The following is a 12,090-nucleotide window of genomic DNA, read 5'->3' as shown; positions in this document are numbered from 1 at the left end:
CTCACCAGAATGCATTAGGAGGGACAGCATGCCCAATATTGAATTCAACTCAAGAGGAAATCGCGCATGTGAATACAATTATTGCCGCATGATGGGATACCGAAGAGATCGAATTCCGGTGCGACGCGCTGGACCTGGCCCTATTCAGACCTCTGCATCCGACGCATGATCGTCCAGATAGCGCTGGGCCGCGACCCGCTTGTTCTGCAGATGGCGGAACAGGATGTCGCTCAACTCCAGTCCTGCCCGGCGTTGCAGGGCGTTGAGAATATGCTCATGCTCACGCATGGCCTCCCCCCAGCGATCCTTGTGATTTTCGCGGTTGGCATAGTAGCGCACGCGCTGCAACCGACTGGAGAAATTGGCATAGGTCGACGACAGAACCGAGTTCCGTGCGGCCGCCACAATCGCCAGGTGGATTTTCTGATTGAGCGCGAAATAAGCTGGCAGATCGCGCTGCATATAGCTGGCATACATATCGTAATGCAGCCGCTCAACCTCAGCAATCTCGGCATCGGTGATACGTTCGCAGGCCAGCCGGCCGGCCAGGGCATCCAGTCCGCCCATCACCTCGAACAGCTCGCGGATATCGCTTTCGGTGAACGCTCTCACCCGGGCGCCGCGATTCGGCAACAGCTCGACCAGCCCTTCCGCCGCCAGCACCTTGAGCGCTTCTCGCAGGGGCGTCCGCGACACCCCCATCGTCTCGCACAGCAGGCGCTCCGGAATGCGGGCGCCATCGGCAAGATTGCCCTCGACGAGATAGCGGCGCAAGCCGACCAGGATTTCGTCATGCAGTGAACCGCTCGCGCCGTTCACCGGCTCCAGAGCGATCAGGTCACTCACCTCTTCCTCACCACTCGCCATCGCCGTCGCTTCTCCCCAAAAATACCGCCCGATTATAGCATCGCCAATATTGAATTCAAAACTCTTGTTGTTTTTTAGGAATGAATACAAACTGGCTCCATTTCTTACGCAAGGACCGGACATACGATGACTCAGCATTTTGGCCAACATTTCCTGCAGATTCCCGGCCCCAGCACCGTCCCCGACCGCGTCCTCCGCGCGATCAGCATGCCCGTCATCGACCACAGGGGCCCCGAATTCGCCGACCTCGCACAGACCGTCCTTACCGGCATCAAACGCATCTTCCGCACCCGGCACCCTGTGCTGATCTTCCCCGGCTCGGGAACTGGAGCCTGGGAATCAGCGGTGGTCAATCTGCTCGCCGCCGGGGATACGGTCCTCACTGTCGAAACCGGCCATTTTGCCTCCCAGTGGCGTGCCTTGACCCAAAAATGGGGCATCGAGGCCGACCATATCCCCGGCAACTGGCGCAATTGGGCCGACCCCGAAGCCATACGGGCCCGATTGGCCGCCGATACCGACCACAAGATCAAGGCGGTGATGGTCGTTCACAACGAAACCTCCACAGGCGTCGTCAGCCCGATCAAAGCCATCCGCGAGGCGATCGACGCCGAAGGACATCCGGCCCTGCTACTGGTCGATGCTATCTCCTCGCTCGGCGCCTTGCCCTATGAGCACGATGGCTGGGGGGCGGATGTAACGATCACCTCCTCACAAAAAGGTCTGATGCTGCCTCCCGGCCTGTCCTTCATCGCTTTGTCGCCCAGGGCAATCGAAGCGGCCGAAAACGGTGGTTCAGTCCGGTCCTATTGGGACTGGCGCGAGATGCTCGCCTTCAACAAGACCGGCTATTTCCCCTACACCCCGGCGACCAATCTCCTTTATGGCCTGCGCGAAGTCATCATGCTTCTGGAGGAAGAAGGTCTCGACAACGTCTTTGCCCGGCTCGATCGCCTTGCAGCCGCCACGCGCGCCGCCGTCAAGGCCTGGAACCTCGAAATCCTCTGCGAGAATGAGGCGGCGCACTCATCCGTGCTCACCGCGGTCATCATGCCCGAAGGCCACGATTCCGACGCCTTCCGCCACCATGTGCTTTCCAAATACAACCTGTCCCTCGGCCAGGGTCTGGGCCGCGTCAAAGGTCGCGTATTCCGGATCGGGCATTTGGGCCAGTGCAACGAACTGACCCTGATGGCGACCCTCTCCGGCATCGAAATGGGGCTGCGAAACCTCCAGATCCCCCACGCTCAAGGCGGCCTCCAGGCTGCAATGAGCCTGCTCTAGCTTTTCCTCTCCCCTGACTGCGCCGGACAGCCGAAAAAACTGTCCGGCTTTTTAATCGCCTACCGCCACCATCGGAGCCTGCAAAGAGCGCATTTTTGCGCGTGATGGTCTGCGGACGGATTGCGCGTTCAACGATGTTGGGGTCGATCTCGATCACACGCCGCAACGAAATTCTATATCGCGGGCGCCGATATGCACGAAGGCAGGCAGCGATCATCAGACAGAAGAAGCCAAAAAGGGACCATAGTGTGTAAAACTTGGTGCAAAACCGCGTTTTATTCTGGGGCTTCAAAATAGCCCGAAACCCTTGGTGGGTGGGCTGGAGCGGGTGAAGGGAATCGAACCCTCGTCGTAAGCTTGGAAGGCTTCTGCTCTACCATTGAGCTACACCCGCCCGAGGGTGCTGGATCCATCTGGTCCAGTCCCTTGTCTTCGCCCGATGGCCTTAAGGCAAATCACGATTTTGGTGGAGGGGGCTGGATTCGAACCAGCGTACGCTAAGCGGTCAGATTTACAGTCTGATGGATTTAACCACTCTCCCACCCCTCCCCAATCGTGACATCGGCGAAGCGAGGCGTCGTGATCGCGTTCGTTGCCGATCCGCCATCACGGCCCGGTTTATGGTGGTAGCAACGGCCTATGTCAACTGCCATCTAAAGGAAATTACACATCTTTCCCCAATGTCGAGACGACTTGCCGCGCGCGCGACAAAACGATACGCAATTCTCCATGAGCAAGAACAAATTTCCGCCCCGAAAGCGCCCCTCCGTCAGTGATGACGGGCCGGTCTTTCTCTATGGTCTGCACACCGTCCGCGCCGCGCTCGATAATCCGCGCCGGGTGCGAAGGCGTCTGCTGGCCACGCCCAACGGACTGAACCGGCTGGCCGAAGATGGGGCCTTGCCCAAACTTCCAATCGAGGAAATCACCCCCCGTGAGCTTGACCGGCTGCTGGGCGCCGACGCCGTGCATCAGGGTGTCGCGCTGGAAGTCGATCCCGTCGACCGGTTCGGGCTCGATGATCTGAAAAAGCTCGATCTGGTCATCGTTCTCGATCAGGTCACCGATCCGCATAATGTCGGGGCGATTCTGCGCACGGCCTGCGCCTTCGGTGCCGATGCGGTCATCACCACTGCCCGCTACGCCCCGCGCGAAACGGGTGTCATGGCAAAATCCGCGTCCGGCGCGCTTGATCTGATTCCGCTGGTTTCGGTGCGCAATCTTGGCCAGACGCTCGAAACGCTCAAGGCCCGGGGCATGCTGTGTCTGGGTTTTGATTCTGAAGCCGACGGCCTGCTGCGCCCTCGCGCCGCCGGTGGCAAGCTGGCGATCGTGCTCGGTGCCGAAGGCAAGGGTCTGCGTCAGAAAACCCGCTCGCTTTGCGACGAAATGGTCCGGCTCGACATGCCCGGCCCAATCAAATCGCTCAATGTGTCCAACGCTGCCGCCATCGCGCTTTTCGCGGCGACGACATCTTAGAAAGGCTTTTCCTCTCAGATCAGGTCCGCTGACGGACCTTCAGCGATCACCACCGGCATGTCGAACACCCCGCCACCGGTCGAGCGCAGCCCCACCACGCTGTAATTGCGCTCACGCAACGCGGTCAGAAACTCCGGCAACAGCTCTGCCGTTCGCAGATGGATGTCGTGAAACAGGATGATTCCCCCTCCCCGTGCGTCCAGCCGGGCCAGCGTTCGCTCCAGTACCTGCTCCGCCGTTTCCTTGTAATAGTCCTTTGAATCGATATCGACATCGAGGACGATGAACCGGCTGTCCACCGCACTGGTCCGGATCAGGCCGGTCTGGGCCAGATAGGGGAAGCGGAAAAACCGCGAGGGCGCACGCTCTGCGGGAGCCAGCGCTGCCGCCACCGCCTGCTGGCCTGCATAGATTTCCGCAACGGCCTCGGGAAGATCGAGCTTGGACAGGTCCACGTGGTCGTAGGTATGGGTGCCAATCGTGTGGCCGTGCTCGGCAACCTTGCGCACCAGCGCCGGGTGGCGTTCGGCCGACGACCCCAGCATCAGGAAGGTCGCCTTCACCCCGAACTGATCGAGCGTCGCCAGGATGGAATCGGTCGTTCCGGGGCGCGGTCCGTCATCGAATGTGAGAACCACCTCGCCCGGCCGCAGGACAATCTGTTCCGTCGCCCCTACCGTAACGGTCCGCCCCGAAAGCTGTGCGTTCGCAATCCCGGGCATCGGCTGATACGACGACCTGAACGTCGCCCGGGGCGCCGTTGCCCCCGTGGTAAGGGAATCGATGGAAGCCGTACCCAGCAGGCTTTCCCGCATTTCCGGCGGTTTTGCACAGCCCGCCAAAACCAGCACCGCCACTGCCAACACGCCAACGCTTCGTAACACTACGCTCACCCGACCAGGCCCTACTGCCGTGGCTCAAGGTGCTGCGATTATGGTTAACAATCCCTTCCGTCCGCACAGATTTATACTTAACGAGCAGTTACTTGCACACAGTGTCGGGTGGCATATGCATACTGGCCTGTTCCGATCGTTAAAGCCGAAACCGCTCTATGTGGCCCGCAGAACGCGCACCACAAGCTGGTCCAGGGTCTGGAGGAATGCGGACCGGTCGCGGCCCGAAAATTCCTTGTTAAACCCCCGGCTTTCGCCGGTTTCACGCAGGTGCTGGTTGAGGTCCCGCATGGCCAGCGCCATGCCGATCGAATCCGGTGTAAACGGGCGTCCGGTCGGCCCAAGGGCGTGCGCGCCCTTGTCCAGAACCCGCGCCGCCAGCGGAATATCCGCCGTCACGACGATATCATTCGCCCCGGCATTGTCCGCAATCCAGTCATCCGCCACGTCCGCGCCTTGCGACACCATCACATTGCGAATCATGGGATCACGCGAGGGGCGCAGGCCGAAATTGGCGACGAAAGTCACCGCCAATCCGTGCCGTTGCGCAACCCTCACCACCTCGTCCTTGACCGGACAAGCGTCCGCGTCAACGTAGATCTGGGGCACGCTCAGAAGAGCACCACCGAGCGAATCGACTCACCCGAACGCATCAACTCAAAGCCCTTGTTGATGTCTTCGAGGCGCAGCGTATGCGTGATCATCGGATCGATCTCGATCTTTCCCGACATGTACCAATCGACGATCTTGGGAACGTCGGTCCGGCCTCTTGCCCCGCCAAAAGCCGACCCCATCCAGTGGCGTCCGGTGACCAGTTGGAAAGGCCGGGTCGAAATTTCCTGCCCCGCGCCCGCAACGCCGATCACCACCGACTTGCCCCACCCGCGGTGGCTCGCTTCCAGCGCCTGGCGCATGACGGTGACATTGCCGGTGCAGTCGAACGTATAGTCCGCCCCACCGATCTGGTCGGCCCCGCGCTTGGTCATGTTGACGAGATGCTGGACGATATCGCCGTCGATTTCCCTCGGGTTGACGAAATGGGTCATCCCGAACCGTTCGCCCCATTCGCGCTTGGCGTTGTTGAGATCGACACCGATGATCATGTCGGCACCGGCCAGCTTGAGGCCCTGAATGACATTGAGGCCGATCCCGCCCAGGCCGAACACCACGGCAGTCGCGCCCTGCTCCACCTGTGCCGTGTTGAACACGGCCCCTACGCCGGTCGTCACACCACAGCCCACATAGCAGACCTTGTCGAACGGAGCCTTGGGATCGATCTTGGCGACCGCGATTTCCGGCATCACCGAATAGTTCGAGAAGGTCGAGCAGCCCATATAGTGATATATCGGCCTGCCCTTATACGAGAACCGGCTCGTGCCATCCGGCATCAGGCCTTGTCCCTGCGTCGCGCGGATGGCGGTGCACAAATTGGTCTTGCGTGACAGACAGGACGGGCATTCGCGGCACTCCGGCGTGTAAAGCGGGATCACGTGATCCCCCGGCGCAACGCTGGTTACCCCCGGTCCGACCTCAACGACGACGCCCGCACCTTCATGCCCGAGAATGGCAGGAAACAGGCCCTCCGGGTCCGCGCCGGACAAGGTGAAATCATCGGTATGGCAGATGCCTGTCGCCTTGATTTCAACCAGAACTTCACCGGCCTTTGGCCCTTCCAGGTCGAGTTCCACGATCTCAAGAGGCTGTCCTGCCTCGAAAGCTACTGCGGCGCGTGTCTTCATTGTGAGCCTCATCGATTCTGCGTTCGGGCCAAGGTGGCACAAGCGCATCGACAAGGGCAACGCTCTAGGCTTTCATCGCCCCCGGCCCCGGGATGGCTCCCGGTGGACATTTGCCCATGATGATCATGCCCAGAACCTCGTCCTTGGTGACGTCTGCGGTTCTGGCGATTCCCACCACCTGCCCGTTCTTCATCACGCAAACCCGGTCAGCCAGGTCGAACACATCATGGATATCGTGGCTGATCAGGAAAATCCCGATCCCTTCCGATTTGAGCTGTCGGATCAGGTCGCCCACCTGTGCTGTTTCCTGCGGCCCCAGCGCGGCTGTCGGCTCATCCATGATCAGGATGCGCGCGTTGAACAGGATCGCCCGGGCAATCGCCACCGACTGCCGCTGCCCTCCGGACAACGCCTTCACCGGCTCCTTGAACCGGCGGAAATTGGGATTGAGCCGCCCCATCACCTCGCGCGCCTTGGCCTCCATGGCCACATCGTCGAGCGTTCCGATCGCGGTCACCAGTTCGCGGCCCAGAAACAGATTGGCCGCCGCGTCCACATTATCGGCCACTGCCAGTGTCTGGTAGATGGTCTCGATGCCATAGGCCTTGGCGTCGCGCGGGTTGTTGATGGTCGCGTCCTCGCCATCGATACGGATTGCCCCCGAATCGCGCTTGTAGGCGCCCGAGAGAATCTTGATCAGCGTCGACTTGCCCGCACCATTATGCCCGAGCAGGCCCACCACCTCGCCCGGATAAAGATCGAGAGACGCGCCATCGACGGCACGAATTCCCCCAAACGCGATGGAGATATCATCGAGCTCGACGAGCGGAGTTTGCATGTGTTGGTTCATCTGCCCAAATCCTCACTGCGCCCGGTTGCGATAGAGCGTGTCGAGCCAGACCGCGACCACCAGCACGATGCCGACCACAATCGATTGCAGCGGACTGTCGAGCCCCATCAGCACCATCCCCGATTGCAGCGACTGCATGACCAGCGCCCCGATCATGGCCCCGACGATCGTTCCCACCCCGCCCGATAGCGATGTACCACCGATCACCGCAGCGGCAATCACATAGAGCTCATCCAGCGTGCCCATGGCGTTGGTGGCGGCATTGAGCCGTGCCGACGAGATCGCGGCGGCAATCGCGCACAGCCCGCCAAGCAGCATGAAAATCTTGACCGTCACCCAGCGGGTATTGATCCCGGCCAGGTCCGCCGCCTCCGGGTTGCCGCCCATGGCGAACACATACCGCCCGAAGCGTGTCCGCGTGGCGATGAAGGTCATCACCACCCCAACGGCCACTGCCAGCAGCACCGGGATGGCGATGCCGTGCGAGATGAACAGCCCGCCGTCGGGAATGGGAATGTTATGCGCATTGGCATAGTTTTGCGCGATGCGCACCGGCCAGGGATAGGCGTTGAACACCAGTACCGCGCCGATCACCGCCCCGCACCCCAGCGCCGCCAGCAAGGCTTCGGCCCATAGTGGGCGCTGTTGAAAACTGAACCGATGCCGCTGCCCGCGCGCATAGATTAGATAGGCCCCGATCCCCAGACACGCCACAATGGCCAGAATCCAGCTCACCGTCGCTCCCACTGCTCCTTCCGGCCCTCCACCCATGAGGCGGAAGCGCGAGTCGAGCGGCGCCACCGTCCGGCCCGAGGTGACCCACCATGCCGCCCCACGCCACACCAGATAGCCGCCGAGCGTCACGATGAACGCCGGAACCCGCAGATAGGCGATGATCGCGCCCTGCAACGCGCCGATGGCCACCCCGCACACGATCCCCACCGCCAGCGCGATGGCCCAGATCAGCGGATGGCCGAACCCGAGCATCCCCGGCAGATATTCCGCCTGCATCACCCCCATCACCATGGCGATGATGCCGAGCAGTGACCCGACCGACAGGTCGATATTGCGCGTGACGATCACCAGAACCATGCCCGTCGCCATGATCGAGATCGAGGCGGTTTGAACCGACAGGTTCCACAGGTTTCTGGGCGTCATGAACAGTCCGCCCGACAGAAAATGAAATCCCATCCAGATCAGGAGCAGCGCACCGATCATGCCAACAAGGCGCGTGTCGATTTCCGTCGCGCTCAGGAACCGCTGGATGGGCGAGCCGGCGATAAAGCCAGGCGTGCTGGATGACTCTATTGTATTTTGTTCAGCCATCGCTCCCCCCGAAGGATTGATGTCGCGGCGCCCCACCGGTGCCGCGACGGCTGTAACCGGGCATCGGACCCACGCAGCTCGCGCCGCGTTCGGATGGCCGATGCCCTTGGGTCAAAGTCTGGAGCGCCAGCGATAAGCCGACGCTCCGAAGTCCGTCCTCGCGTCAGTTGCAGGCTGCGACCGTTCCCGCGGCCACCCCCTGACACACCACGTCCTTGCTCACCCATCCCGCATCGATGACGATATCGAGATTGTCCTGGGTGATCGCGACCGGCGCGAGGAAATAGGACGTCATCGCCACCCCGTTCGGCCCGCCATCGAACATCACCGCGCCGTTGATGTCGGCGAGTGCGGCCCCATTGGCCAGGTCGATAGCGATTTCCGCCGCCTTGGCGCCGAGTTCACGCGAATCCTTCCAGACCGAAACGGTCTGTGTCCCGAGCGCAATGCGGTTGAGGGCGGCATGGTCGCCGTCCTGCCCCGAAACGGGCACGGCCCCGTCCAGTCCCTGTGCGGCCAGCGCGGCAATCGCCCCGCCCGCGGTGCCGTCATTGGATGCCACCACCGCATCGACCTCATTATTGTTAGCGGTCAGGAACTGCTCCATGTTCGCCTGGGCATTTTCGGGCAGCCAGCCATCGGTGTAGGCTTCGCCCACATTGACGATATCGCCGGCATCGATGGCGTCCTGAAGCACCTCCATTTGGCCCTCGAACAGGAAGTCCGCATTGGGGTCGGCACTGGAGCCCTTGATGAACACGTAATTGCCCGTGGGCTGAACCGCATAGACCGCCTCCGCCTGCAACCGCCCCACGCCCTTGTTGTCGAAGGTGATGTAGAACGCATCGGGATTTTCGATCAGCCGGTCATAGCCCACCACCGGAATGCCTTCCGCTACCGCCGCCGAGATCGCCGGCTGGATGGCATCGGAATCCTGAGCCAGCACGATCAGGGCGTCCGCGCCCTGGGCGATCAGGCTTTCGATATCGGTGAGTTGCTTGGAGGCCGAAGACTGCGCGTCAGCCGAGATATAGCTCGCCCCCAGTTCCGCTAGCTTGGCCTGAATGGCCGCTTCGTCGGTCTTCCAGCGTTCTTCCTGAAAGTTCGACCACGACACACCGACCGTGAAATCCTGCGCCACGGCACTCCCCACGAGACCGAACAGCACCGTCGTGCCCAATAGGACAGATGTAAGATTCTTCATGATTCTCCTCCCGCGGACGCCCCCGTCCGCCCACTCTCAATGAAAGAAAGGTCCTCCCGCAAAGCACCTCCTGAGCGCTTCGCACTGGATATTTTTCAATACCCGAAAAAATAATTGGCACGCGCGAAATGCTGTGTCAACGTCCAATTGCGCGCCAGGGGCAAAACCACGTGCAACCGGGCGGCGATGTCCCTAGAAGGGGCACGGTCACAAAGGGAGGTCGTCCTTGACGCAACGCGTTGCGGACACAGAAATGATCCGGCGTCAGAACCGGCAGCTTGTGCTCGGCGCCTTGCGTCGGCACGGCCCGCTGTCGCGTTCGCAAGTGGCAACGGCCACCGGGTTGTCCAACGCAACGCTCACCGCGATTGCGTCCGAGCTGGTCCGGGACGGCATTCTCACCGAACAGGCCGAGCCGGTTTCCGGCGCAAAGGCGCGCGGACGTCCAGCGGTTCAGCTCTCGCTCAGCCGCAGCGCCGGTTTTGTCCTCCTCGTCGAAATCGACGTGAACCGCTGCCGCCTGTCGCTTGTCGATTATGCTGGCATCCTGATCGACCGGGTGGAATCGCCCGTCGGGCCCACCCTCTTTTCCCAAATGGCCCCGGCCGAGTATTTCGCCGAGCGGATCGGCATGATGATCGAGCGCACACAGGGCGCGCACTGCGCCCTGCACGGGGTGTCCATTTCCGTTCAGGGCATACTCGAAGCGGGCGGCACCGGGCTGCAATGGTCTCCCATTGCCCATCTGGCCGGACACGACTTCATCGGGCCCATCGAGCGACAGTTCGGCGTCCCTGCCCGGCTGTTCAAGCGCGGACGGCTGATGGCCGACGGCATGCGCTGGGTCACCTCGGACCAGGGCGGCAAGACTGTTGCCACCATCTTTGCCGGTTCCACGCTCGGCATGGGACTGACCTTCCCCATCGGCGCCTCTCCGCAGACCGATCTGGGCACCGAATTCGGCCACATGATCCACGTTCCCGGCGGGGCGTTGTGCCGCTGCGGCGCGCGCGGCTGTATCGAGGCCTATGCCGGCGATTACGCCATCCTGCGCACGGCATACGCTGTGCCCGAACACACGCCCCCCGCCAGTGCCGTCCCGCCCGCCGATCTGCAAAAGATCATGGCTGATGCGCGCCACGGCGAACGCAACGCCCGCCACGCGTTCACTCTTGCCGGACAGGCCATCGGCTTTGGCATCAACCGGCTGATCTCGCTTGTCGAAATCGACCGGATCGTCATGCTGGGCCCGCTCACCGCCGCCTATGATCTCATGGAAACCGGCCTGGCCGAAGGCGTTGCCGCGTCGCTGATGGGCCGTGTGCGTGGCCTGCCGCCAGTCGATCTCGTACCCGATGCGGGCGAACCGATCTATCGCGGCCTGATGATGAAGACCCTCACCGGCATCGACACAGCGTTTTCCGGCAGAACCCTGAGCCCCGCAACGCATAGTCTTGAAACTGATCGGAAAAGTGGTGCCGGCAGCACGACTTGAACCCGCGACGGCAGCACACTAGCGGGCTCGCCCACCGCTCTCATCAGCTTAAGGGGCAAATAGTCGCTGCCTCTTGAAGCGGGCGGTTGCAAGGCCACATTGCAGCTTCGTTGCCAGGCAGCTGGATGTCCAGTCTGGAGGGCAGCGTTCATCTTTTGGAGAATGTGAATGAAGCTGTACTACATGCCCGGCGCCTGCTCTCTCGCGCCACACATTGTTGCGAACGAAGCTGGCTTGGCCTTTGAACTGGTCAGGGTTGATGGCGGAACCAAGAAGACAGAGCACGACACCGATTATTTGGAAGTGAATCCTAACGGATATGTGCCGACCCTTCTGATTGATGGCGACGAGACGCTGACCGAAGCGCAGATTGTAGTGCAGTATCTGGCCGACCAGAATCCGGAAAGCGCCTTGATGCCGGCGGTTGGCGACATGGCGCGTTACCGCGTCCAGCAGTGGCTGGCGTTCGTGTCGTCTGAGTTGCACAAGAGCTTCAGCGCGTTCTTCAAGCCGGAGACGACTGACGAGACGAAGGCTACCACCCGTAATCACCTCAACAAGCGCCTCGGCTTCGTAAATGAGAAGCTCGCCGGCAAGACGTACCTTATGGGCGACACGTTTACGGCGGCGGACGCCTATCTTTGGACCATCCTGGGGTGGGTAAGGTTCGCCGAGATTGATCTGGCGGCGTTTCCGAATGTGCAGAAATACGTTGCGGCCGTTGGCGCTCGCCCAGCAGTTCAGAAGAGCCTCGATGCTGAAGGATTGTTGCAGGCGGCATAAGCGTACCTGGCGTTTCAGTCTGCCTGCCAACCAAAATACCCCCCCGTTGGCTATCCGCCAGCGGGGGATTTTTTGTGCGTGCTGCGCGCACGTTGAAAATGATCCGCGAACCAGCCGTCACGAGCGCGATGGCTGAGCACCCGGCGCAGGCACGCAAGCGTAACGGACAC

The 12,090-nt window shown here is 61.5% G+C and carries 11 protein-coding genes, 2 tRNA genes and 1 pseudogene; 4 read left to right on the top strand and 10 right to left on the bottom strand.

Annotated features, from left to right (window positions below):
• Positions 1-144 precede the first annotated feature (144 nt).
• Entirely contained in the window at positions 145-867 is a 723-nt protein-coding gene (locus tag VNS12_RS03810; protein ID WP_325486514.1) for a GntR family transcriptional regulator, read from the bottom strand.
• A gap of 126 nt (positions 868-993) precedes the next feature.
• Here VNS12_RS03810 and VNS12_RS03805 point away from each other — a divergent pair, with 126 nt between their 5' ends.
• The gene (locus VNS12_RS03805) at positions 994-2,151 is read left to right on the top strand and encodes a pyridoxal-phosphate-dependent aminotransferase family protein (protein ID WP_325486513.1); all 1,158 of its coding nucleotides are present in this window, start codon (positions 994-996) and stop codon (positions 2,149-2,151) included.
• A gap of 61 nt (positions 2,152-2,212) precedes the next feature.
• On the opposite strand, the pseudogene VNS12_RS03800 reads toward VNS12_RS03805, so the two are convergent.
• From VNS12_RS03800 to VNS12_RS03790, 3 genes and pseudogenes are all read right to left on the bottom strand, one after another.
• Positions 2,213-2,305: pseudogene (locus VNS12_RS03800) on the bottom strand (IS66 family transposase); the annotation flags it as partial.
• A 166-nt stretch (positions 2,306-2,471) separates the two neighbouring features.
• A tRNA-Gly gene (locus VNS12_RS03795) sits at positions 2,472-2,545 on the bottom strand.
• Between the two features lie 70 nt (positions 2,546-2,615).
• A tRNA-Tyr gene (locus VNS12_RS03790) sits at positions 2,616-2,700 on the bottom strand.
• 180 nt (positions 2,701-2,880) lie between these two features.
• Between VNS12_RS03790 and rlmB the strand changes: the two genes are divergently transcribed.
• A complete protein-coding gene (gene rlmB / locus VNS12_RS03785) occupies positions 2,881-3,630 on the top strand; it encodes a 23S rRNA (guanosine(2251)-2'-O)-methyltransferase RlmB (RefSeq protein WP_325486512.1) in 750 nt (249 codons plus the stop codon).
• A 14-nt stretch (positions 3,631-3,644) separates the two neighbouring features.
• Here the strand turns inward: rlmB and VNS12_RS03780 are convergent, their stop codons facing one another.
• The 6 genes from VNS12_RS03780 to xylF form a co-directional block, all read right to left on the bottom strand.
• Positions 3,645-4,523 (bottom strand): polysaccharide deacetylase family protein, encoded by an 879-nt coding sequence (locus tag VNS12_RS03780; protein WP_325486511.1) that lies wholly within the window; start codon positions 4,521-4,523, stop codon positions 3,645-3,647.
• A gap of 156 nt (positions 4,524-4,679) precedes the next feature.
• On the bottom strand, positions 4,680-5,138 hold the full coding sequence (locus VNS12_RS03775; RefSeq protein WP_325486551.1) for a YaiI/YqxD family protein: 459 nt from the start codon (positions 5,136-5,138) through the stop codon (positions 4,680-4,682).
• Positions 5,135-6,262 carry an S-(hydroxymethyl)glutathione dehydrogenase/class III alcohol dehydrogenase gene (locus tag VNS12_RS03770; protein WP_325486510.1) on the bottom strand — a complete coding sequence of 376 codons (1,128 nt, stop codon included), beginning with the start codon at positions 6,260-6,262 and terminating at the stop codon, positions 5,135-5,137. The genes VNS12_RS03775 and VNS12_RS03770 overlap by 4 nt, the downstream gene beginning before the upstream one ends.
• Before the next feature lie 64 nt (positions 6,263-6,326).
• Positions 6,327-7,112, bottom strand: a complete 786-nt coding sequence (locus VNS12_RS03765) for an ATP-binding cassette domain-containing protein (RefSeq protein WP_325486509.1) — start codon at positions 7,110-7,112, stop codon at positions 6,327-6,329.
• A 12-nt stretch (positions 7,113-7,124) separates the two neighbouring features.
• Positions 7,125-8,438 carry a sugar ABC transporter permease gene (locus VNS12_RS03760; protein WP_325486508.1) on the bottom strand — a complete coding sequence of 438 codons (1,314 nt, stop codon included), beginning with the start codon at positions 8,436-8,438 and terminating at the stop codon, positions 7,125-7,127.
• Between the two features lie 163 nt (positions 8,439-8,601).
• Positions 8,602-9,642 (bottom strand): D-xylose ABC transporter substrate-binding protein, encoded by a 1,041-nt coding sequence (gene xylF / locus VNS12_RS03755; RefSeq protein ID WP_325486507.1) that lies wholly within the window; start codon positions 9,640-9,642, stop codon positions 8,602-8,604.
• 226 nt (positions 9,643-9,868) lie between these two features.
• On the opposite strand from xylF, the gene VNS12_RS03750 reads away from it, so the two are divergent.
• Positions 9,869-11,137, top strand: coding sequence for an ROK family transcriptional regulator (locus VNS12_RS03750; RefSeq protein ID WP_325486506.1), 1,269 nt, complete (start codon positions 9,869-9,871; stop codon positions 11,135-11,137).
• A 168-nt stretch (positions 11,138-11,305) separates the two neighbouring features.
• The gene (gene gstA / locus VNS12_RS03745; protein ID WP_325486505.1) at positions 11,306-11,920 is read left to right on the top strand and encodes a glutathione transferase GstA; all 615 of its coding nucleotides are present in this window, start codon (positions 11,306-11,308) and stop codon (positions 11,918-11,920) included.
• Positions 11,921-12,090 lie beyond the last annotated feature (170 nt).

The organism is Pelagibacterium sp. (genome assembly GCF_035555455.1).
Taxonomy (GTDB): Bacteria; Pseudomonadota; Alphaproteobacteria; order Rhizobiales; family Devosiaceae; genus Pelagibacterium.
Note: the sequence above shows the minus strand (reverse complement) of the source record. Positions and strands in the feature narration are given on the sequence as shown.

Bases quoted from the DNA above. Each gene is read 5' to 3' on its own strand.
- VNS12_RS03765 (WP_325486509.1), bottom strand. From the start codon at position 7,112: ATGAACCAACACATGCAAACTCCGCTCGTCGAGCTCGATGATATCTCC.
- VNS12_RS03760 (WP_325486508.1), bottom strand. From the start codon at position 8,438: ATGGCTGAACAAAATACAATAGAGTCATCCAGCACGCCTGGCTTTATC.
- rlmB (WP_325486512.1), top strand. From the start codon at position 2,881: ATGAGCAAGAACAAATTTCCGCCCCGAAAGCGCCCCTCCGTCAGTGAT.
- xylF (WP_325486507.1), bottom strand. From the start codon at position 9,642: ATGAAGAATCTTACATCTGTCCTATTGGGCACGACGGTGCTGTTCGGT.
- VNS12_RS03805 (WP_325486513.1), top strand. From the start codon at position 994: ATGACTCAGCATTTTGGCCAACATTTCCTGCAGATTCCCGGCCCCAGC.
- VNS12_RS03770 (WP_325486510.1), bottom strand. From the start codon at position 6,262: ATGAAGACACGCGCCGCAGTAGCTTTCGAGGCAGGACAGCCTCTTGAG.
- gstA (WP_325486505.1), top strand. From the start codon at position 11,306: ATGAAGCTGTACTACATGCCCGGCGCCTGCTCTCTCGCGCCACACATT.
- VNS12_RS03810 (WP_325486514.1), bottom strand. From the start codon at position 867: ATGGCGAGTGGTGAGGAAGAGGTGAGTGACCTGATCGCTCTGGAGCCG.